The 20,458-nt window shown below is 63.2% G+C and carries 19 protein-coding genes; 5 read left to right on the top strand and 14 right to left on the bottom strand.

Annotated elements, in window-relative coordinates; all coding sequences use genetic code 11:
- The first annotated feature begins 20 nt into the window (after positions 1–20).
- A complete protein-coding gene (locus ARADN35_RS0115435; RefSeq protein ID WP_010463697.1) occupies positions 21–932 on the top strand; it encodes a 2OG-Fe(II) oxygenase in 912 nt (303 codons plus the stop codon).
- Positions 933–989: 57 nt separating this feature from the next.
- Positions 990–1,835: an NADPH-dependent 7-cyano-7-deazaguanine reductase QueF gene (gene queF / locus ARADN35_RS0115430; protein ID WP_010463695.1), complete on the top strand. Its 846-nt coding sequence runs from the start codon at positions 990–992 to the stop codon at positions 1,833–1,835.
- A 12-nt stretch (positions 1,836–1,847) separates the two neighbouring features.
- Here the strand turns inward: queF and ARADN35_RS0115425 are convergent, their stop codons facing one another.
- The 10 genes from ARADN35_RS0115425 to amaB all read right to left on the bottom strand — a co-directional run bounded on the left by ARADN35_RS0115425 (position 1,848) and on the right by amaB (position 12,606).
- Positions 1,848–2,114 (bottom strand): hypothetical protein, encoded by a 267-nt coding sequence (locus ARADN35_RS0115425; protein ID WP_010463693.1) that lies wholly within the window; start codon positions 2,112–2,114, stop codon positions 1,848–1,850.
- 145 nt (positions 2,115–2,259) lie between these two features.
- Positions 2,260–2,748 carry a tetratricopeptide repeat protein gene (locus ARADN35_RS0115420; RefSeq protein ID WP_010463691.1) on the bottom strand — a complete coding sequence of 163 codons (489 nt, stop codon included), beginning with the start codon at positions 2,746–2,748 and terminating at the stop codon, positions 2,260–2,262.
- 151 nt (positions 2,749–2,899) lie between these two features.
- Complete coding sequence (locus ARADN35_RS0115415) at positions 2,900–3,664, bottom strand: anti-sigma factor (RefSeq protein WP_010463689.1); 765 nt, start codon at positions 3,662–3,664, stop codon at positions 2,900–2,902.
- Complete coding sequence (locus tag ARADN35_RS0115410; RefSeq protein ID WP_010463687.1) at positions 3,661–4,296, bottom strand: RNA polymerase sigma factor; 636 nt, start codon at positions 4,294–4,296, stop codon at positions 3,661–3,663. Before ARADN35_RS0115410 ends, ARADN35_RS0115415 begins: the two co-directional genes overlap by 4 nt.
- Positions 4,297–4,401: 105 nt before the next feature.
- A complete protein-coding gene (locus ARADN35_RS26455) occupies positions 4,402–5,631 on the bottom strand; it encodes a Y-family DNA polymerase (protein ID WP_010463685.1) in 1,230 nt (409 codons plus the stop codon).
- 243 nt (positions 5,632–5,874) lie between these two features.
- Positions 5,875–7,560, bottom strand: coding sequence for a thiamine pyrophosphate-binding protein (locus ARADN35_RS0115400; protein WP_010463683.1), 1,686 nt, complete (start codon positions 7,558–7,560; stop codon positions 5,875–5,877).
- A 31-nt stretch (positions 7,561–7,591) separates the two neighbouring features.
- Positions 7,592–8,818: a pyridoxal phosphate-dependent aminotransferase gene (locus ARADN35_RS0115395; protein WP_010463681.1), complete on the bottom strand. Its 1,227-nt coding sequence runs from the start codon at positions 8,816–8,818 to the stop codon at positions 7,592–7,594.
- On the bottom strand, positions 8,815–9,732 hold the full coding sequence (locus ARADN35_RS0115390) for an amino acid ABC transporter substrate-binding protein (RefSeq protein WP_010463679.1): 918 nt from the start codon (positions 9,730–9,732) through the stop codon (positions 8,815–8,817). Before ARADN35_RS0115390 ends, ARADN35_RS0115395 begins: the two co-directional genes overlap by 4 nt.
- Positions 9,733–9,850: 118 nt before the next feature.
- On the bottom strand, positions 9,851–11,047 hold the full coding sequence (locus ARADN35_RS0115385) for an NAD(P)/FAD-dependent oxidoreductase (protein WP_010463677.1): 1,197 nt from the start codon (positions 11,045–11,047) through the stop codon (positions 9,851–9,853).
- Between the two features lie 23 nt (positions 11,048–11,070).
- On the bottom strand, positions 11,071–12,606 hold the full coding sequence (gene amaB / locus ARADN35_RS0115380; RefSeq protein ID WP_010463675.1) for an L-piperidine-6-carboxylate dehydrogenase: 1,536 nt from the start codon (positions 12,604–12,606) through the stop codon (positions 11,071–11,073).
- 236 nt (positions 12,607–12,842) lie between these two features.
- Here amaB and ARADN35_RS0115375 point away from each other — a divergent pair, with 236 nt between their 5' ends.
- Entirely contained in the window at positions 12,843–13,760 is a 918-nt protein-coding gene (locus tag ARADN35_RS0115375; protein ID WP_010463673.1) for a LysR family transcriptional regulator, read from the top strand.
- Between the two features lie 93 nt (positions 13,761–13,853).
- Here ARADN35_RS0115375 and ARADN35_RS0115370 read toward each other — a convergent pair whose 3' ends face one another.
- The 4 genes from ARADN35_RS0115370 to ARADN35_RS0115355 all read right to left on the bottom strand — a co-directional run bounded on the left by ARADN35_RS0115370 (position 13,854) and on the right by ARADN35_RS0115355 (position 18,709).
- Positions 13,854–15,887 (bottom strand): acyltransferase family protein, encoded by a 2,034-nt coding sequence (locus ARADN35_RS0115370; protein WP_029414059.1) that lies wholly within the window; start codon positions 15,885–15,887, stop codon positions 13,854–13,856.
- Positions 15,888–15,898: 11 nt separating this feature from the next.
- Complete coding sequence (locus tag ARADN35_RS0115365) at positions 15,899–17,398, bottom strand: sensor domain-containing diguanylate cyclase (RefSeq protein ID WP_010463669.1); 1,500 nt, start codon at positions 17,396–17,398, stop codon at positions 15,899–15,901.
- Positions 17,399–17,643: 245 nt separating this feature from the next.
- Entirely contained in the window at positions 17,644–18,267 is a 624-nt protein-coding gene (locus ARADN35_RS0115360; RefSeq protein WP_081474662.1) for a GNAT family N-acetyltransferase, read from the bottom strand.
- 55 nt (positions 18,268–18,322) lie between these two features.
- A complete protein-coding gene (locus ARADN35_RS0115355; protein WP_010463665.1) occupies positions 18,323–18,709 on the bottom strand; it encodes a TipAS antibiotic-recognition domain-containing protein in 387 nt (128 codons plus the stop codon).
- Between the two features lie 273 nt (positions 18,710–18,982).
- Between ARADN35_RS0115355 and ARADN35_RS28220 the strand changes: the two genes are divergently transcribed.
- Both ARADN35_RS28220 and ARADN35_RS0115345 read left to right on the top strand, forming a co-directional pair.
- Entirely contained in the window at positions 18,983–19,588 is a 606-nt protein-coding gene (locus tag ARADN35_RS28220) for a TetR/AcrR family transcriptional regulator (protein ID WP_010463663.1), read from the top strand.
- Between the two features lie 9 nt (positions 19,589–19,597).
- Entirely contained in the window at positions 19,598–20,395 is a 798-nt protein-coding gene (locus ARADN35_RS0115345; protein ID WP_010463660.1) for an alpha/beta fold hydrolase, read from the top strand.
- Positions 20,396–20,458: the final 63 nt, after the last annotated feature.

Genomic DNA, 20,458 nt, shown 5'->3' with positions numbered 1-20,458 from the left:
ACCCATGTTGAAGGACCGCCATGGCATCGCGTTCTGAGCAGCACCCGGACAGCAGCACCGCAACCACCCAGCGCTCCAGCACCACACGGCAGGCCATCACGCCCGAGCTGCGCCGCTGGATCATCGAACAGGCCCAGGCTGGCTACGCCGCGCCCGTGGTGCTGCAGTCCATGCGCGATGCGGGCTGGGATGAAGACGTGGCCGCCGACGCGCTGGAAGTCACGCTGCAGGACCATTTGAACGAGTTGGCCGAGCGACAAGGCCAGCCCGCCGCAGTGCCTGTGCCCGAGCCCCGGCTTCATGACTCCCCCGCCCAGGTGGACTGCGGTGACCGCACCGTGAACGTGCTGCTGGCCATCGCCCAGCCGCGGGTGGTGGTGTTCGGCAACCTGCTCTCGCCCGAAGAATGCGACGCCCTGATCGCCGACGCAGCGCCGCGCATGGCGCGCTCGCTCACCGTGGCCACCAAGACGGGCGGCGAGGAAATCAATGATGACCGCACCAGCGACGGCATGTTCTTTCAGCGCGGCCAGAGCCCGCTGATCCAGCGCATCGAAGAACGCATCGCCCGCCTGCTGAACTGGCCCATCGAAAACGGCGAGGGCCTGCAAGTGCTGCACTACCGCCCCGGCGCCGAATACAAGCCGCACTACGACTACTTTGACCCCGCCGAGCCCGGCACGCCCACCATCGTCAAACGCGGTGGCCAGCGTGTGGGCACCCTCGTGATGTACCTGAACACCCCCGAAAAAGGCGGTGGCACTACCTTCCCCGATGTGCATGTAGAGGTGGCGCCCCAACGCGGCAACGCGGTGTTCTTCAGCTACGAACGCCCGCACCCGTCCACCCGCACCCTGCACGGCGGCGCGCCGGTGCTCGCGGGCGAGAAGTGGATTGCCACCAAGTGGTTGCGCGAGCGGGAATTCAAATAAAAATAGACCCTAGCGCTTATCCATATTGCGCCAATAGCTATCAATTTAATAGTACTCATGAACACCCCGGAACAATCCCAGCTCGGCAAGGCATCGGCCTACATCGACCAGTACGACGCCTCATTGCTGTTCCCCATCCCCCGCGCGGGCAAGCGGGCCGAGATCGGCATCACTGGCGCCGCGCCTTTCTTCGGGGCCGACCTGTGGACAGCGTTCGAGCTGTCATGGCTCAACCAGCGCGGCAAGCCGCAGGTGGCGCTGGCGCACATCACCGTGCCGTGCGAGACGCCCAACATCGTGGAGAGCAAGTCGTTCAAGCTGTACTTGAACAGCTTCAACAACACCCGCTTTGCCGATGCGGCCGAAGTGCAGGCCCGCATCCGTGCCGACATCAGCGAAGCCGTGTGGCGCGGGGCAGAGCACCCGGCCACCGTGGGCGTGAGGCTTCTCAGCCCCGAGCTGTTCGACCAGGAGCCCGTGCACGAACTCGACGGCCTGAGCCTTGATCGGCTGGATGTGGAATGCACGCAATACCAGCCCGCGCCCGAGCTGCTGACTGCGGAGTTTGACCAGCCCCCCGTGTCCGAAGTCCTGACCAGCAACCTGCTCAAGAGCAACTGCCTGGTCACCGGCCAGCCCGACTGGGGCAGCGTGCAGATCAGCTACAGCGGCCCGCAGATCAACCAGGAAGGCCTGCTGCAGTACTTGGTGAGTTTTCGCAACCACAACGAATTTCACGAACAGTGCGTGGAGCGCATCTTCATGGACATCTGGACACGCTGCAAACCCATCAAGCTCACGGTGTATGCGCGCTACACGCGCCGGGGCGGGCTCGACATCAACCCGCTGCGCACCAGCCACCCGCAAGGCCTGCCGCGCAACGTGCGCACGGCGCGGCAATAGCCCCGCAATCCATCAGCCCCGCGCATCGATCCAGTCGCACCGCAAGGTGTGGCGCAAGTGCGCGCGCGTTCGCCAGCTGACATAGAGGCTGGGCCCGAAGATCCCCATCATGCACAGCGGCGCAGTCAACGGCTCGCCAAAAGCAAAGATGGGAAACCAGCCCACCCAGCCCAGCATCCAGAGCGTCAGCACCAGATCCCAAAGGTGGTATTCGAGCGGATGGTCGGCCTTGTGCACCACATGCCATTGCTTGATGCGTTGCAGCTCGTTCAGGGTCATGGGAATCTCCCGGAAAACGGGGAAATTCACTGTAAGTTACGAGTAAGAATTCGTCAAGAAATACCGGAAAGGAAGGGCGGTGCGCCATCACCCCGGGCAACAACCGCCCACCCACCTGCCGGGTGACTCCCAAGGCCAGCCAGTGTTACTGCGCGGGCTTGTAGGCCGCAATGGCCTTGGCCAGATCGGTGGTTTCCTCGCACTGCGCGCAGATGGCCTGCAGCTTGGCGAGCTGGGCTTCGGCCTGCGCCTTTTGGCCCACCTTGAGGTAGCCCATGCCCGAGTATTCCAGCGCGCCCTTGTGGCGAGGGTCCAGCGCCAGGGCCTTGTTGTAGGCCGCAAAAGCCTCGTCGTATTTGCCGAGCCAACGGTTGGAGTAGCCCAGCAGGTTGTAGGCGTCTGCGTTCTGCGGGTTCTGGGCCACCACCTTGCTGAAGCTGCTGGCCGCCAGCGCCCAGTTCTTGGCTTCGATGGCTTTTTTGCCCACGGCAAAGTCGTCAATGCGTGCGTTCTCCACTGGCGTGGTGGGCATATCGGCCGCGTGGGCCATGGGCAGTGCCAACACGGGCACCAGCACCAGCGCCAGGCTCAGCAGGGGCACAGACATCAAGGGGCGAACAGAAAATGAAGGCATGGGAGGCTCCTGAAAAACGTGAAGTGGGAAAGGTAGGAGGCCGCGCTGGCCCCATGCCGGAGACCGGCACCTCGGACAAACGACACGGAATGCAAAATGGATGCAGCGCCGGACAATTATTTTTGCAAAGCCGATGGGAGCCTTGCGCCACTCACCACAGCTTGGCGCAGTTACCGGTGAAGAGCACGGTGCTGCTGGGCACCTGCGGCGTTGCCGATGTCTCCAGCGTCACCATGAGTTTGCTGACCTTGAGCAGCAGCTTCTCTGACGTATCGGGCAACACCGACACCGCAGAACCCGCCACCGGCACCGTGCCCAGCACAAACGGCGCGCCATCGGCTGGCACCGCCCACAGCACCAACTGCGGGGCTGCGCCAGCCACAGTCGCGGGAAGCGTGATAGGCCCGATGACCTTCACCGTCAGCGTGCGCCCATGGCGCAGCGAACTCACCAGCACCTTGCCGTTGCCCGCAGCGTCCGTCAGCAGGCCCACATAGGCCTGCGGCAGTTTGTCCCCTGCGCGCAGGGCCACCTGGTCGCTCGACACAAACAAGGTTGGCACCGCGACCACCAGGGCCACGGTGCCAATCACACCCAACGCCACACCCGCAAAGCCCTGCAATACGCCATTGCGCCGCCACAGCGCACCGGCCCAACCGCCTTGTGTGGCTGCCGCTTTCACATCGCGAGGCCGGGTGCGCGCCTCAATGGCGGCCCACACGCGCGGCGGTGGCTGTTGCACCGGCACCGAACTGGCCAGCATCCCCAGCCGCCCTTCCCACTGCGCCACCAGCAACTGCACGTCGCTGCGATCACGCAGCAGCCGCTCAAAGCGGCGGCGCGCGCCACCGCCCAGCGTGCCCAGCACATAGGCAGACGCCAGGTGGTCCAGCAGCGCGGGGTGGGTGTACCTCATGCGCCCACCCCTTGCGTGGCCAGGCAGTTCTTCAGGCGTTCCAGGCCCCGCCGAATCCATGCCTTGACCGAACCCAGCGGCGCTCCCATCTGCGCCGCCACCTCGGAATGCGACAGGCCCTGGTAGTAGGCCAGCGCAAGGCTTTGCCGGTAGCTCCCCTCCAGGGCATTCATGCAGCCTTCGATACGCAATGCCTGGGTAGCCTGCTCCAGCAAATGCAGCGCGCTGGGTGCGGGCGTCAATGCAGACGCAGCACCCGACGCGTCGCTGCCATCCCCATCGCTGCCGGCAAGCTCTGCGGTGTCGTGCCAGGCGCTTTCTGGCCGCCGCGCACGGGCACGCAAGGCGTCCAGCGCCTTGTTGCGCACGATGGCAATCAACCATGTCATAGGCTGGATGGGCTGCCCGCCCACCTCGCTGCGGTAGCTTCCAGCGTTTTTCCAGATGCTCACATACGCCTCTTGCAGCACATCCTCGGCCGCCTGTCCTTGCCCCAACATACGAACGGCCACCCCAAACAGATGCACATGGGTGCGCTGGTAGACCTGCGCGAAGGCGGCGTGGTCTCCCCCGGCGGCGGCGTGGATCAATGCCTGCAGGTTGGTAGAGGGGACATCGGTGGCAGTGGCCATATGCGGGCGAGTATAGGAACGCAGCAGGGGTTGCAGGCAGGCCGCGCTGTGGGTGTTTACGCCGATTGCCACCGCACCTCTCGATGCCGCGATGTCGCAAACGCCCTAGAAAAGCTGCGCCGTGCCACCTGCACCCTCTGTGCCGTCCGCAGGGCTTGGTTTGCGCCGACGCGTTTCTGCCGTTGCCCCAGCCCGCGGTTCCGTCACCGGCTCTTCCCCCCGCCGCGCCAACGTGCTGGCCCGTACACCCAGCAGGCGCAGGCGCTTGTCCAGCGGCACACGCTTGAGACACTGCCCGGCCAGCTGGCGGATGGTGGCGCCGTCCGCCGTGTAGATGTTGGCCGTGTGGTCGCGCGTGGCAATCTTGAAGTCGTCGTAGCGCAGCTTGATGCCGATGGTGCGCGCCACATAGCCCTTGCGCTGCAGATCTTCGGCCAGGCGCAAACACAGGTCGGTAAAGATCGCTCCCAGCTCGGCCCGGTCGCGCACGGCGTGCAGGTCGCGGTCAAACGTGGTCTCGCGGCTCATGCTCACGGGCTCGCTTTCGGTCACCACCGGGCTGTCGTCGCGCCCCCACGACACGCGGTGCATCCACGCCCCGGTGGACTTGCCAAAATGGCCCATCAGCCATTGCGCATCCTGCGCCGCCAGCTGCCCGATGGTCTCTATGCCCAGCCGCGCCAGTTTCTCACCCGCCTTGGGGCCAATGCCGTTGATCTTGCGCACATGCAGCGGCCAGATCTTGCCCTGCAGGTCTTCCTCGTAAACGATGGAAATGCCGTTGGGCTTGTTGAACTCGCTCGCCATCTTGGCCAGCAGCCGGTTGGGCGCCACGCCGATGGAGCAAGTGAGCCCAGTCACGTCAAAGATGCTTTTCTGAATGAGCCGCGCCAGCACCCGGCCCCCTTCCCGCTGGCCGCCGGGTACATCGGTGAAGTCGATGTACACCTCGTCCACGCCCCGGTCCTGCATTACCGGTGCGATCTCGGTGATCGTACTTTTGAACAGGCGTGAAAACCGGCGCACCTCGTCAAAGTCCACGGGCAACACAATGGCCTGCGGACACAGCTTGGCGGCTTTCATCATGCCCATGGCCGAGCCCACGCCAAACTGCCGCGCCGGATAGGTGGCGGTGGTGATCACGCCCCGGCCCACATAGTCCTTGAGCAGCGGGAAGTCCTCCACCGGGATGAAATGCCGCTCGCGCAAGCCTGTGCCATCCGGGCCTTGCAGCAGCAATTCATCCACCTTGCGCCGCCCGCCGCCGATCACCACGGGCAGTCCCTTGAGCTGCGGGTAGCGCAGCAGTTCGACAGATGCAAAAAAAGCATCCATGTCGAGGTGGGCGATGCGGCGCAGCCGCTGCCCCGGGTGCCCAGGCTGGGCGCCAGGGGCGGGCTCGTTGTCAGGGAAATCAGGCGCTGAGACAGTCACGCCCGCTATTGTGCGCGGCGGGCTGCCAGGCTGCTGCCAACCACACCCAGATGCCGCTGCTCTCAACCCTCTGAAAATTCATAGATCTTGGTTTTTACGGAACACCGCAAACTCCATGAATAAACGGCTCCTTCATCCGGCGCTTCAGCGCTTCGCCATGGCCGCGCTGCGAATCCCCTGCAACGTGCCCGTGGGCGTGATCGCCTCGGGGTCGATCAGGCAGTGCAGCACGCTGGGCAAACCACTCGCACGGGCGCGGGCCAGGGCGGGGGCAAAGTCTTCGGTGCGCTCCACGCGCTCGCCATGTCCGCCAAAGGCCTGGGCGTAGGCCTTGAAGTCGGGGTTCTTGAGTTGCGTGGCACTGACGCGACCGGGGTACTCGCGCTCCTGGTGCATGCGGATGGTGCCGTACATGGCGTTGTCCAGCAGCACCACGATGATGGGCAGGCCGTATTGCACGGCAGTCGCGAATTCCTGGCCATGCATGAGGAAGTCGCCATCACCCGCAAACACCACCACCTCGCGCTGCGGCCACAGCCGCTTGCCGCCCACACCGGCGGGCAGGCCGTAACCCATCGATCCGCTGGTGGGTGCGAGCTGGCTCGCATAGGTGGTGAACGGCCAGAAGCGGTGCACCCAGGTGGCAAAGTTGCCGGCACCGTTGCAGAAGATGGTGTCGGCGGGCAGCACGTCTTTGAGGTGCTGCATCACCTGGCCCATCTGCAGCTCACCCGGGATGTGGATAGGGTCGGTGTCGCTCCAGGCCAGGTATTCAGACCGCGCCATCTCTGCATGGGCATGCCAGGCCACGGCCCCAGCAGGCCGCACACCCGCCAGCGCCGCCGTGAATGCCTGCGGCGTGGCGTGGATGGCCTGCGCGGGGCGGTAGAGCTTGCCCAGTTCATCCGCGTCAGCATGCACATGCACCAGCGGCTGTGTGGGGTTGGGGACAGCAAACAGCTCATACCCTTGCGACGGCACCTCGGACAGGCGCCCGCCCACCACCAGCACCAGGTCTGACGCACGGACGCGCGCCAGCAGGCGCGGGTTCACGCCCAGGCCCAGGTCGCCGCCGTAGCAGGCATGGTTGGCCGGGAAGAGCATCTGCCGCCTGAATGAGCAGTACACCGGCAGCGACCAATCTGAAGCGAACGCCACAAACTCGCGCACCGCCTGCTCGGACCATCGGCTGCCACCCAGGATCGCCACCGGCTGGTGCGCGGCCTTCAAACGCTCAGCCAACTCGGCCATCTGTGCCGGGCCGGGGTGCGTTTCGGTCACTTGGTAGGGCAGCGCATCGGCCACCGTGGTGGCTTCGGTCAGCATGTCTTCCGGCAATGCCACCACCACGGGGCCGGGTCGTCCAGACGTGGCCACATGGAAGGCCCGAGAGATCAGCTCGGGCACGCGCGCCGGGTCGTCGATCTGCACGACCCACTTGGCCATGGTGCCGAACACCGCGCTGTAGTCGAGCTCCTGGAACGCCTCGCGCCCCATGGCCCCACGTGCCACCTGGCCCACGAACAGGATCATCGGTGTGGAGTCCTGGTGCGCGATGTGCACACCGGCCGACGCATTGGTGGCGCCCGGCCCGCGTGTCACAAAGCAGATGCCGGGCTGGCCGGTGAGCTTGCCCTGCGCCTCGGCCATCATGGCCGCGCCGCCTTCCTGGCGGCACACCGTCACGCCGATGTCTGCATCGTGCAGGGCATCGAGCACGGCCAGGTAGCTCTCGCCCGGCACGCAAAACAGTTGTTTCACGCCATGGGTGATGAGTTGGCTGACCAGGATCTGGCCGCCGGTGCGGGAGGTGGTGGGTGCGGTGGTCATGTCAGACGGTCATTTCACAAAAAACAAGAACTCAGAACAGCGCCTTGCACGCGCGCTGGATGCGTGCGCAGGCCTCCTGCAAGTCGGCCATGCTGGCAGCGTACGAGATACGGAAGTACGGCGCCAGTCCCAGCACGCTGCCTGGCACCACGGCCACGTGGAACTCGCGCAGCAGGTAGTCGCAAAAATCGGCGTCCGTGCGCAACAGTTCGCCACCCGGTGTGGTGCGGCCCAGCACGCCTTCGCAACTGGCAAAGGTGTAGAACGCCCCCTCGGGCACGCGGCAGCGCAGGCCCGGCGATGCGTTGAGGGCCTCCACCACCAGGTCGCGCCGAGCCTGAAACGCGCGGCAGCGCTCGGCCACCACGTCCTGCGGGCCGGTGAGCGCAGCCACCGCCGCCGCCTGGCTGATGGACGACGCGCACGATGTGGCCTGGCTTTGCACCACAGCCATGGCCGCGATCAGTGCGCGCGGGCCTGCACCATAGCCAAGGCGCCAGCCCGTCATGGCGTACGACTTGGAGACTCCGTTCACCGTGAGGGTGCGGTCGCGCAGTGCGGGCAGCACCGCCACGGGAGTGGCAAACGCATGGCCGTCGTACAGGATGTGTTCGTAGATGTCGTCCGCCAGCACCCACACCTGCGGGTGGTTCAGCACCACCTCCAAAATGGGCCGCAGCTGCTCGGCGCTGTAGGCCGTGCCACTGGGGTTGGAGGGGGAATTGATGAACACCCAGCGCGTGCGTGGCGTGATGGCCGCATCGAGCTGCCCGGCCGTGATGCGAAACCCGTTGGCCTCGCTGCACGGCACCACCACAGGCACGCCACCGGCAATCAGCACCATGTCGGCATACGATGTCCAGTACGGCGCGGGCAGGATCACCTCGTCGCCAGGATTCAGGCTGGCCATCAGCGCGTTGTAGATGACCTGCTTGGCGCCCGCACCCACCGTGATTTCGTTGGTTGCAAACTCCAGCCCGTTATCACGGCGGAACTTGAGCTGGATGGCCGCCTTGAGCGCGGGCGTGCCATCAAGCACCGTGTAGTGCGTGTCGCCCTGCGCCATGGCCTGCTGCGCGGCTTCAATCACATGGGCGGGCGTGTCGAAGTCGGGCTCGCCCAGGCCCAGCACGATCACAGGCTGGCCCTGGCGCTTGAGTTCGTTGGCAGCCTGGGTGATGCGCACGATGTCGGACACACCGATGGCGCTGATGCGATCGGCCGCGCGGAAGGCCGTGGCGGGGATGGGTGCGTTCATTGCTGGTAGGTCTCCAGGGGCTTGTCGTTGGGCGTGGCAAACAGCTGGCGCAGCGTGGTGCCCAGCGGCAGGCTCAGGCTCATGTTCTTCGGCGGAATGGGGTTCACGAACCACTTGGTGTAAATCTTTTCCATCTCGCCGCTTTGCATCAACTTGGTGAGCACGCCGTCCACCGCCGCCTTGAAGGCGGGGTCGTCCTTGCGGAACAGAAGTGCAATCGGCTCTGCGCCCAGCGGCTCGCCCACGATGCGGTAGGCCGATGGGTCTTTGGAGTTAGCAATCATCCCGGCGAGCAGGTTGTCGTCGAGCACAAATGCGTCGGCACGGCCTGTTTCAAGCAGCAGAAAACTCTCGTGGTGGTCCTTGCCCAGCACCGTCTTGATGGGGGCGCCGCCCAAGGCACGCTCTTGCTTGCGCAGCAGCTGCACGGCCGTGGTGCCGGTGGATGCGGCAATGGTGCGGCCCGCCAGCTGCTTGATGGATTGGAGGTCCGAATCCTTGCGCACCGCCATCCGCACTTCGCTCACATAGGTCGTCACGGCAAATGCCACCTGCTGCTGGCGCGCTGTGTTGTTGGTGGTGGGGCCGCAGCCGATGTCGAGCGTTCCGTTCTGCACCAGGGGCAGCGTGTTCTGTGCGGTGACGGCCATGTATTCGAGCTTGGCGTCGGGCGCGATTTCCTTGAGCACGCGCTCACACAGCTCCACGTGGTAGCCCACATATTTCTCGTTGGCTCCCAGCGCATAGGCCATGGGCGGCGACGTCTCGCGCACGCCCAGCACCGCCTTGCCAGATGCCTTGATCTTCTCCAGCGTGGGAGTGGATGGGGTCTGTGCGTGCGCAGGTGCAAAAGCCGTGCAGGCCAGTGCCAGCCCTGCGGCGAGCGCGGTGAATGTCTTGCGGGAAATTGCCATGGTCGTTGTCTCCGGTGGTGTTGTGATTGGCAGGTTGGAAAGCGTCGAAAGCAGAAATACCGAAAAAGGAAAAATCGAACGGGCAGTGCACTGGTGCATCGCCGCAGGGGCTCAAGGCTCAGATGACGTTCCTCTCCAGCAGCGGCTGGTTGCGCGCAATGCGCTCGATGGACAGCGGCGACAGGTCCAGGCTCTGGTAGCCGCCCGTCAGCATCCACTCCGCCAAGCCACGCCCCACGGCCGGGCACTGCTGCAGGCCGTGGCCCGAAAAGCCATTGGCGAACACCAGGTTGTCGCACGCCGGGTGCAGGCCCACGATGGCGTTGTGGTCGAAGGTGTTCATCTCGTAGTAGCCCGCCCAGGCGCCCTGCATGCGCAGCGCTTCAAAGCCCGGGATGCGCTCGGCAAGCAGGGGCCAGATGTGGTTGTCAAACGCGTCGTACTCGGGCTCCAGCGGGGCAAAGTCGGCGTCGTTGTCGGCATCGGGTGCAAAGCCGCAGATAAAGCCCTTTCCCTCCGGCCGCAGCCAAATGCCGCTTGTGTCGATGAGCAGCGGGCAGCCCGGCAGAGCGGCAGGGCTGGCCAGATTGAATACCGTGCGGCGTTTACCCACCACGGGCAAATCAATACCCGCCCAGCCCGCTATCGCTGCAGCCCACGGGCCGCCGGCGTTCACGGCATAGCGGCAAGGCAGCACGGCACCGCTTTGCAGGCGCACCGCATCCACATGCAACACGCCGTCGCTGGCCGCCGTGTCCAGGCCCACAGCCTCATCGGCCACATAGCGCACGCCCTGGCTCTGCGCCTTTTTGCGCAGCGCCGTCAGCAGCAGGTAGCCATCAAACCAGCCCTCGCCCGACAGGCCCAGCGAGCCCAGCGCCACATCCTGCAGTGCCAGCCACGGAAAGCGCTCGGCCAATTCACGCGGGCTGAGCAGCGCCACGTCGGCACCGTACTGCCTTTGCAACGCATGGTTCTCGCGCAGCGTGGCCTCGCCCGCCTGCGTGGCCAGGTACAGGTAGCCGCCTTCGTGCAGACCGATGTTGGGCACATCGCCGTTGCAGGCCAGCAGCGTGCCCACGTTGCGCAAGAAGCCGATGCCAAACGCCGAGATCTGGATGTTGATGTCCGTCGAGAACTGCTGGCGGATGGAGCTGGCCGACAGCGCCGACGATGCACGTGCATAGGTCGGGTCCCGCTCGACCACCACCACCTCGCAGCCCGGTTGCTGCAGCGTGAGGAAGTACGCAATCGCACTGCCAATGACACCACCGCCGATGATGACGATGGGGTGTGCTTCCTTAGCGATCAACATGAACGGGGCAACCAGCGCGTGGGTTACACGTCAAACGTCACGCCCTGCGCCAGCGGCAGTGCGGTGGAGTAGTTGATGGTGTTCGTCGCGCGGCGCATGTAAGCCTTCCAGCTGTCCGAGCCCGCCTCGCGGCCACCACCCGTTTCCTTCTCGCCGCCAAACGCGCCGCCAATCTCGGCGCCGCTCGGGCCAATGTTCACATTGGCAATGCCGCAGTCCGAGCCTGCTGCCGACATGAACTGTTCGGCCTCACGCACATTGAGCGTGAAGATGGACGACGACAGGCCCGCGCCCACGGCGTTGTTCATGGCGATGGCTTCGTCCAGCGTGCTGTAGCGCACCACGAACAGGATGGGCGCAAAGGTTTCGTGCAGTGCGGGGCCTTCGTGTTTTTGCAGCTCCACCAGCGCGGGGCGCACGTAGTACGCATGGTCACCACCCACGCCTTCCACGCGGCCACCACCGTGCACCGTGGCGCCCAGCGCACGGCTTTGCTCCAGCGCCTTTTGCATGCCGTCAAAGGCCATGCGGTCGATCAGCGGGCCCACCAGCGTGCCGGGCGTGCGCGGGTCGCCCACCTGCACGTTGGCGTACACCTTGGCCAGCTGCGGCACCAGCTGGTCGTAAATGCTTTCGTGCACAAACAGGCGGCGCAGCGTGGTGCAGCGCTGGCCCGCCGTGCCCATGGCGGCAAAGGCAATGCCGCGCAGTGCCAGATTCAGGTCGGCCGTGGGCGCAACAATGGCCGCGTTGTTGCCGCCCAGCTCCAGAATGCCGCGCGCAAAACGCGCTGCCAAGCGCGGGCCCACGGCGCGGCCCATGGCCGTGGAGCCCGTGGCCGACAGCACTGGCACGCGGGCGTCATCCACCAGCACCTCGCCAAGGTCGCGCTGGCCCACAATCAGCTCCAGCAGGCCTTCGGGCGCATCGGCCCCAAAGCGTGCGATGGCGCGCTGCGCAATCGCGTGCGTTGCCAAGGCGGTGAGCGGCGTTTTCTCGGACGGTTTCCACACCACCGAATCACCGCACACCAGTGCCAGCGCGGCGTTCCACGACCACACGGCTACCGGGAAGTTGAAGGCCGAAATGACGCCGCACACGCCCAGCGGGTGCCAGGTTTCCATCATGCGGTGGCCGGGGCGCTCGGTGGCAATCGTCAGGCCATACAGCTGGCGCGACAGACCCACGGCAAAGTCGCAAATGTCGATCATCTCCTGCACCTCGCCCAGGCCTTCGGACGGGATCTTGCCCGCCTCGATGGTTACCAGCAGGCCCAGATCCGCCTTGGCGGCGCGCAGCTCTTCACCCAGCAGGCGCACCAGCTCACCCCTGCGCGGTGCCGGCACATTGCGCCACGCCAAAAAGGCCGCATGCGCGCGGCCAATGGCGGCCGTGGCATCGGCAGCGCTTTGCTGTGGCACCTGGGCCAGCACCTCGCCCGTGATGGGCGAGCGGGCAGCCAGCGTGCCGCCGGTGTACGCGGCGCGGGGCACGCCCAGGCGTTGCAGCAGTTGATCGACTTCGGTCACAAGGAGGGTGGCGGCAGAGGTGGCAGGCATGGCGGCTCGTAAAGGTCAGGAAGGCGGGGGAAGAAGGGAAAAGCGGATGAAGAAAGCACCCAGCGAATACGCCAATATCCGCCAATCTCGCCGTGCTGGATAGCAAAAAAATGGAACTACTTGATCACAAATGAGAATGAAGTATCTGAAAATATCAGGACTACGAACGCTTATCAATTGAGCGCCCGTGGCTAAAAAGATGTAATTTTTGCCACCGCCAATCATTCCTCCTACGCATGACCCTACTGCGCCGCACCTTCCTGCCCTCCACAGCCGACCTGCTGGCCTTTGAGGCAGCAGCACGCCACCAGAGCGTGTCGCGCGCGGCGGAGGAACTGCACCTCACCCAAAGCGCCGTATCGCGCCAGATCCGGCAGCTGGAAGATCAACTGGGCACCGCCCTCTTCCACCGCGTGCGCCAGCGCGTGGTGCTGACCGATGCGGGCCGCGTTTATGCCGCCGACGTGCAAAACGTGCTGCAACAGCTGTCGGCCAGCACGCAAAAAACCATGGCGTTCTCCAGCACCGACGGTCTGCTCAACCTGGCCGTGCTGCCCACGCTGGGCACGCGCTGGCTCATCCCGCGCCTGGGCGGCTTCATGGCGCTGCACCCCGAAGCCATGGTCAACTTCTCGGCCCGCACCGAGCCCTTTGACTTTGCGGGCACGCCGTTTGACGCTGCCATCCACTTCGGCGCGCCGCACTGGGCGGGCGCCGTGTGCGAATACCTGATGCACGAAGAAACCGTGCCTGTGTGCAGCCCCGCCTACCGTGACCGCCACAACATCCACACCCCGCAGGATTTGACCCGCGTGGTGCTGCTGCAGCAAAGCACCCGCCCCACGCAGTGGGCCGAATGGTTTGAGCTGGTGGGCGCCCCCACGGCCCTGGCCCTGCGCGGCCCCCAGTCCGAACACTTCGCCATGATTGCCCAGGCTGCCGTCTCCCACCTGGGTGCTGCGCTGCTGCCGCGCTTTTTGATTGAGCAGGAATTGGCGGCGGGGAGCTTGGTGGAGCTGTCAGACCAGGTGCTGACGAGCACCGATGCGTACTACCTGGTCTACCCCGAGGCGCGGGCGCAGACGCCGTTGGTGAAGGCGTTCAGGGATTGGGTGGTGAAGGAGTGCCACGCACTGCCGACCGCTTCAGGATGAGCCGGTGGAGAGATGCAGCCCGCCACCACAGGCAAGCCAGCCCGACCACGGGGCCGGTGCGCCGAGACAAGGGAGCCCCTCCGCATCGGGATTTCAGGGCGCCAGCATGTCTGGGGCATGAATTTTGGCCCACCGGGCAAACTCCTCGATGACCAGTCTGCTGGCAAATTCTGAATAATGCGAATATTCATCCCTGAAAGCGGGCATGACAGGGAGCTTGAATTGGCACACACGTGCATCGCAAAAAACCGTGTTCTGATCGAATACCAGAACATTGGGATTGGTTTTGAAAATTGACCCCATCAGCCGATGGAAATTATTCGCTATTTCAGCATAATCATCCACAGAAGCCAGGCAGGTTTTTTCAGTTTCTTTCAGGGGCCGCGCGTAGCAGCCCTTGATATCGTATTTCAGCCTCACATGCGGGCTAAAAACAATGACTTTGATGTTATTTTTTTCGAGAAAATCAATTCTTTTTCTCAGTCTTTCCAGGTAGCCTGGATCGGTGTTGTGGCGAACGCCACCGATGACCGCATATCGGATTGAATTCTCTTTCACAACAAGATGGTTGATGAACTCCTGCTGATCAAACCGCCTCTGGCCAGAACAGGGCAAGGAAGTCAGCTCGGTGGTTGGGTCAGACCTTTCAACCCAGCCGGCATCGCAAGTCCCGATGGAGAGCACCGAATGGTGCTTGAACTCATCATTCAGGGCAAAACCCGGATAGAGATGGTTGGCAAAGCTACTGCCCAACAACAGCAGGGTTGGCTTTTCCGGGCTATTGGCCATGCAAAACCACCAGCCATATTTTTCGGTGTCCGTAAAAGGATATTTTGATTCGCAGAGGTCATTTTTTGCAAACTTCCACAACGGCCCCACAAATTGGGCATTGATGGAATTCATTTTGACCACATGGCTCCGTGATTTGACGCCATCGCTGTCGTAGACGATATATCCAGCACTGCCAACGGTGACCATCAAAGCCACCAGCGCCACCACTTTCCATGGACTGCGCCGGCCCAGCCGCACCGGGCGCTCCACCAGGCGATAAGTCAGCCATGCCAGCACCACAGACAGAGCGACAGCCGCAATGCGGACATCCCGGCTCGGCACTTCACCTTCCACAATCCGCGCGAAGGAAAGCAGGGGCCAGTGCCACAAATACAATGGAAAACTGATCAAGCCCAACCAGACTGCGATTCTGTTCGACAGTATTTTTCTGTTGATCCATGCGCTTGGCCCCGCTGAAATCGTCAACATGGTCCCCAGCACAGGCACTACCGCCCAAACACCTGGGAAGTTCATGTTTTTATCGATTCGCCAGAACCCATACACCAGCAACAATAAACCCAGCAACGACGACACGTTCAACAAGAACCCATCGCGGGGTTTGATTTTTTGGTAATGAACGGCGATGGTTCGCCAGCCATGGAGTGCAACCGCCCACCTTCTGCACACATCCTTCCCATAAAGAAAAAACCAAGCCAGCAGGCTTCCACAAAGAAGCTCCCAGAATCGGGTTTGAGGTGAATAAAAAGTCGTGATGGCATTTTGCCCTGCACCTTTTATATTGAGCGCAAAGGATAAAATCGCGCACACCACGGTGATTGCGAAGAGATTGAATTTGCACTTCCAGGCCACCCAGAGCAGCACGGGCCAGACAATGTAGAACTGCTCCTCGATCCCCAGACTCCACAAATGCAGCAAGACCTTGGTTTCCGCAGAGTTGTCAAAATAGCCTGCCTCCCCCCAAAGCACAAAATTGGAAACAAATCCAACGCCTCCCATGACGTGCTTGCCCAACTGCTTGTATTCATCTGCCCATAACGTAAACCAGCCAAAGGCAAGGCAGGCTATCAAGACCAATAGAAGCGCCGGAAATATGCGCCGAATGCGGCGCGCATAAAATTCAGAAAAACTGAAAGCCTTTTTGTCCAGGCTTTCAAAAATGATGGAGGAGATCAGATAGCCAGATATCACGAAGAAGATATCGACGCCAATGAATCCACCCCCGATCCAGGAGGGAAATGCGTGGAAGGCCACCACCGAAACAACCGCGATGGCCCTCAAACCATCGATATCCGGGCGGTATTTGGGGTGCGATAGGGGAACATGTGGCACTGTCATTTTCTGTCCGCTCAGGCCTCCACCCGATTGCGGCCTGAGGCCTTCGCCCGGTAAAGCATGCGGTCCGCCGCCTCGATCAACTGCCGCTCGCTGCCTTCCCCATAAGAACCTGCCATGCATGCGGCGCCCACACTGACCGTGACATGCCCGAAGGCGCTGGAGCCGTGGCGGATGGCCAGGGCTTCAATTCGCTCACGCACCACCTCTGCAACGACCTGCGCGCCTGGCAGGTCGGTGTTGGGCAGGATGATGGCCAGCTCCTCGCCCCCATAGCGCGCCACCAGATCCCCCGGGCGCTTTGCGTACTGCACCAGGCACTTCGACACCGCCTGCAAGCAGGCGTCGCCCTCCACATGGCCGTAGGTGTCGTTGAAGCCTTTGAAGTGGTCGACATCGATGAGCAGCAGGGACAGCGGCGTAGCTTCTCGACCGGCGCGGCGGCACTCCACATTCAAGGTTTCATCAAAGCAGCGGCGATTGGCCAGGCCTGTGAGCTGGTCTTGCGCAGCCAGAGCTTCGAGCTTCTGGTTCACAGCCATCAGGTCTTCTCGCGCCGCTACCAACGAAGCCTCGGCACGGGTGCGGCGGCGGATGTCGATCAGCAGATGCCACCCAATGGCCGTGATGCCCAGCAGCAAGGCCCCCACGACACCTGCGGTGAGCAGCGCCTGGCGCCGCCAGCGGCTCAAGGCTTCTTCCTTGCCCACGGCCACGGTGGTGATCAGGGGGTAGCGGTCGTTCTTGCGGTAGGCGTACAACCGCTGCGTTCCGTCGATGCCGGATTTGAACGCGGCGGTGCCAGACACCGCGCCCGAGTAGAAGCGCTGGAAGTTAGGAGACTTGGAGAAGTCGCGGCCCATGTCCTGCTCGCGGTAGGGGTAGCGCACCAGCATCTGCCCGCCGGTGGTAGACAGGCCGATGGCCCCCTGCGTGCCCACGTCGATCTTGCCAAACAACTCCAGGAAATCCTTGATGCCCAGGCTCACGACCACGACACCGGCAAAGCGCTTGTCATGGTCGTCAAAGCGCCGGCTGACGGTAATGACCCAGTCGCCCGTGGAGCGGCTTTGGATGGCGGGTCCGATAAAAGGCTCAGGGGATGAATTGTCCCGGTGGTGCGCAAAGAAGGCCCTGTCTGCCCCACTCGCATGGGCTGGTGCGGGGCCGATGGAGGACATCAGCCGGTTGCCCGCATGGTCGTAGATGGCCATGCCATTGAGCTGGTTGAGCAGGTGCTCTTGCCGGCCAATCAGCCGTTGCAGGCGCTGCAGATGCCCGGGCTCCGTCCCCTCTTCTTCAAGGCGCTCGACGATGCCCAGAAGCAGCATGGCACTTTGGGTGATGACGCCTTCCGTGTAGGTGTTCAGGGTCTGTGCCAGGTTGAGGTTCTGGGTGTCTATTTCGGCCAGCGAATGCTCTCGTGCCGACCATATCTGCCAAGCGGTGGTGGCAGACACCGACAGGTACACCACCACCAGCAGCAGCGCAGCCCAGCGAACATCACGCTTCATTATTTATTGCCCTCTCGCACACCAGCTTGCTTGCCAGTCCCTGCCGGACGAGCAAGGGATCGCACAGGATTCGCCCTCGCTGGGTGGCTTGTTTCTCTCTATTGCCCAACGATACTACGTGATCAATGACAGCCCCGAATCGGGGATGAGCGGGCAGATCTTCGCTTTGCCAGGCAAACCATGACCCATGGCAATTGAGTGCAGGGCTTGCGAGAAAGTAGGCGCGCTGGCAACCGCCGCCGCCATCAGGATGGAGGCCCTGCATCGCGCGCCATCAGCCAGTACGTGCGGCCCAAGACGGGCTCAACGCACTCCGTCTCGCCGGTAAACCCCAGGCGCCGGTAGAACGGAAGACTGAGCGGGTTGAAGGTTTCCAGATAGCAGGCTGCGCCTGCCAGGTCTGCGCGGACCAAGGTCGGCAGAATCAGCCGCTGCGCCAGGCCCTGGCCACGGGCCGCCGGGCGCACGCCCAGGATCGACAGGTACCAGGCGTTGTGCAGATTGCCGGGCACCTGTTCTTCCATGGCAGCGGCGATGCGCTGGTAGTTGTCGAAACCCAGGGGCCCCAGGCACCGGACCAGGCCTTCGGTGCGCCGTGCGCTGTGCATGGCCTTCTCGCTGGCGGTGGCCCGGTTCGTGATCCAGAATGCTGCCCCGTCGGGGCCTGCCTGCAGCACCTCGCCGACGGCACAAGCCTCGTCCATGGCCAGCGCAAAGTAGTGGGCCAGCACCCGGTGCCGCAGTGCAGGGGCTGCCGCGTGGTCGATGGTGACGGCCTGATAGAACGGGTCATCCATCAACGCCTCGGCCAAAGATGCACACGCCGGCACGGGCTCCGGCGGTGAATGCGGTGCAGAGAGGGGTTGCATGTGCATTGAGAACGCGTGGCCAGCGTGGCTGTGGCGGGCGGGCCAGACCGGGAATTCAGGCCAGGTTCTGCTGGGCATAGGCGTGCACCGCCCCGCCCAAAAACTCCACCAGACGGGGATGGTAGCTATTGTGAAACGCCTTCATTTCGGCGTTGTCCGCGTAGAACAGTGCAGTGCCCACATAGGCCTCGCGCGAGGGCACATAAAAGCGCGAGACGATGGCAAAGTGTTTTGCCATCAAGGCCTGGATGGCGGGAGACGCAGGCTCGTTTGCATCGATCAACGGGGCCAATTCTTTGTAGAACGTATCGAAGTCGGCATGCGCCTGGGGCTTGTCCACGTGCGCCCAGTTGTTGGTGCGGGCCAGGGATTGCTCCTGCTCAGCCCGTTGTGCGGCGCGGCATTGGTCGAGGTATTCGGGAGTGGCTTGCTGGAGACCCATGATGTTTGTTCTGTTTTCTTGAAAGTAACGGGAGGGCCGCAGCGCGCACCGTTGCCGATGTGCAGCCGACCCAAAGGGAGCGCGGACTATAGCGGTGCATCCGTGTGGCACACCACCGCATTGACAATGCCGTGCTTTTTGAACCACAGGGCGGCCGCGTCAGTGCCCACAAGAAGTAGGCGGCATCACAGTGGCCCACAGGCACATTCATTTGATACTTGCACCAATTTAATTTACATCGTATATTTACAATGTAAATTACACGGAGATGCAATGCCAAAGGCTTTGACGGAAGCAGAGGTTCAGGACTTTCGCCTCCGGCTACTTTCAGTGGCTGAGCGTGCATTTGCCGATCACGGCGTCGATGGTGTCTCCGTGCGGCAGCTTGCGCAGGAGTTGGGCTGCAGCGCGATGACGCCCTACCGGTACTTTCGCGACAAGAACGAAATCCTGGCCGCGGTCACCGCGGCCGCACTGGACCGCTTTTCAGAATCCCTGGAGCTTGCCTTTGCCACGGAGACCGGCGCCTGGGAGCGTTCAGCCGCTGTGCGACAGGCATACCTCGGCTTCGCGTTTGAAAACCCCAGGGCCTACAAGCTGATGTTCGACCTTCCGCACCCTGACGTGGCGGGATTTCCGGACCTGGCCCGTGCCGCTCTGCGTGCCGAGCAGATCATGGCCGCACCCATAGAGCTTCTGGTGAAAGGCGGCTTCCTGGCCGGAGAATCCCGACTTCTAGGACGGATTTTCTGGAGCGCCATCCACGGAGCCGTTTCGCTGCAGTTGGCTGGAAAACTCGATTCCGACCCGGCCTTCGAACACGTTCTTGAGAACATGCTGCGCTTCCTCGTCGCGGGCGCCAGTGCTGATCACCCATAAGGAGCCGAAATGTTGAATGTCGATGGAAACCAGGTGCACCTGGTGGACAAGGGCATAGGCCCCCCGGTGCTATTTCTGCACGGCAATCCAGACACCTCCGACGTATGGAGTGGCCTCATCGAACATATCCAGTCGGAGCACCGGTGCCTTGCACCTGATCTGCCAGGCTACGGGCGATCCATTGCTGCGCAGAACTTCAACTGCTCGCTGGAGCACCTGGCGGGGTTCGTTGACGGGCTGGTCCTCCAGGCAGGGCTGACGGAGCCGCTCCATCTGGTGGTCCATGACATTGGCGGCCAATTTGGCTTGGCGTGGGCCGTCAAGTGGCCTGAAAAGGTCAGATCGCTCACCATCTTCAACACGGCGTTCTCGCCTGACTACCCATGGACAACGCTGCACAAGATCTGGCGTACGCCCCTCATCGGCGAACTGGCCCAGCGCCTAACAAGCCGCCGAGCCTTCACGCGCGAGATGAAGAAAGGCGCCAGCCGGCTCACCACCGCGCAAATCGATCAGATCTACGACCGGATCACCCCCGCCATGAAGAAGATGGCGCTGCGCTTTTTTCGCGCCAGCGAACTCTCTCACTTCCAAGGGTGGGACACGCAGCTGCGCGATCTTGCATCTCGCATTCCCTCGCAGGTGTTGTGGAGCGATGACGACCCCTACATTGCCCCCGCGTTCGCGGATCGCTTCGGCGCGCAGGTGGTGCGCCGATATCCGGGCTATGGACATTGGCTCGCGCTGGAGGCGACAGACCTTGTGGGTCGTGAGTTGAAAGCGTTTCTCGCGCGGACACGCAGTTGACGCCAGGGGGCGCGGGTCACCTGTCGCTTGGAGGTTAACCACGCACCCGTACACGTCCTTTGG

Origin of the sequence: Acidovorax radicis N35, assembly GCF_000204195.1 — a bacterium.
GTDB classification, from domain to species: Bacteria; Pseudomonadota; Gammaproteobacteria; order Burkholderiales; family Burkholderiaceae_C; genus Acidovorax; species Acidovorax radicis.
This window is presented reverse-complemented; position numbering and strand designations above follow the sequence as displayed.

Bases quoted from the DNA above. Each gene is read 5' to 3' on its own strand.
- ARADN35_RS0115435 (WP_010463697.1), top strand. From the start codon at position 21: ATGGCATCGCGTTCTGAGCAGCACCCGGACAGCAGCACCGCAACCACC.
- ARADN35_RS0115415 (WP_010463689.1), bottom strand. From the start codon at position 3,664: ATGAGGTACACCCACCCCGCGCTGCTGGACCACCTGGCGTCTGCCTAT.
- ARADN35_RS0115395 (WP_010463681.1), bottom strand. From the start codon at position 8,818: ATGAACGCACCCATCCCCGCCACGGCCTTCCGCGCGGCCGATCGCATC.
- ARADN35_RS0115375 (WP_010463673.1), top strand. From the start codon at position 12,843: ATGACCCTACTGCGCCGCACCTTCCTGCCCTCCACAGCCGACCTGCTG.
- ARADN35_RS26455 (WP_010463685.1), bottom strand. From the start codon at position 5,631: ATGGATGCTTTTTTTGCATCTGTCGAACTGCTGCGCTACCCGCAGCTC.
- ARADN35_RS0115355 (WP_010463665.1), bottom strand. From the start codon at position 18,709: ATGGGTCTCCAGCAAGCCACTCCCGAATACCTCGACCAATGCCGCGCC.
- ARADN35_RS0115400 (WP_010463683.1), bottom strand. From the start codon at position 7,560: ATGACCACCGCACCCACCACCTCCCGCACCGGCGGCCAGATCCTGGTC.
- ARADN35_RS0115425 (WP_010463693.1), bottom strand. From the start codon at position 2,114: ATGACCCTGAACGAGCTGCAACGCATCAAGCAATGGCATGTGGTGCAC.
- ARADN35_RS0115370 (WP_029414059.1), bottom strand. From the start codon at position 15,887: ATGACAGTGCCACATGTTCCCCTATCGCACCCCAAATACCGCCCGGAT.
- ARADN35_RS0115410 (WP_010463687.1), bottom strand. From the start codon at position 4,296: ATGGCCACTGCCACCGATGTCCCCTCTACCAACCTGCAGGCATTGATC.
- ARADN35_RS28220 (WP_010463663.1), top strand. From the start codon at position 18,983: ATGCCAAAGGCTTTGACGGAAGCAGAGGTTCAGGACTTTCGCCTCCGG.
- ARADN35_RS0115385 (WP_010463677.1), bottom strand. From the start codon at position 11,047: ATGTTGATCGCTAAGGAAGCACACCCCATCGTCATCATCGGCGGTGGT.
- ARADN35_RS0115390 (WP_010463679.1), bottom strand. From the start codon at position 9,732: ATGGCAATTTCCCGCAAGACATTCACCGCGCTCGCCGCAGGGCTGGCA.
- ARADN35_RS0115365 (WP_010463669.1), bottom strand. From the start codon at position 17,398: ATGAAGCGTGATGTTCGCTGGGCTGCGCTGCTGCTGGTGGTGGTGTAC.
- ARADN35_RS0115360 (WP_081474662.1), bottom strand. From the start codon at position 18,267: ATGCAACCCCTCTCTGCACCGCATTCACCGCCGGAGCCCGTGCCGGCG.
- ARADN35_RS0115420 (WP_010463691.1), bottom strand. From the start codon at position 2,748: ATGCCTTCATTTTCTGTTCGCCCCTTGATGTCTGTGCCCCTGCTGAGC.
- amaB (WP_010463675.1), bottom strand. From the start codon at position 12,606: ATGCCTGCCACCTCTGCCGCCACCCTCCTTGTGACCGAAGTCGATCAA.
- queF (WP_010463695.1), top strand. From the start codon at position 990: ATGAACACCCCGGAACAATCCCAGCTCGGCAAGGCATCGGCCTACATC.
- ARADN35_RS0115345 (WP_010463660.1), top strand. From the start codon at position 19,598: ATGTTGAATGTCGATGGAAACCAGGTGCACCTGGTGGACAAGGGCATA.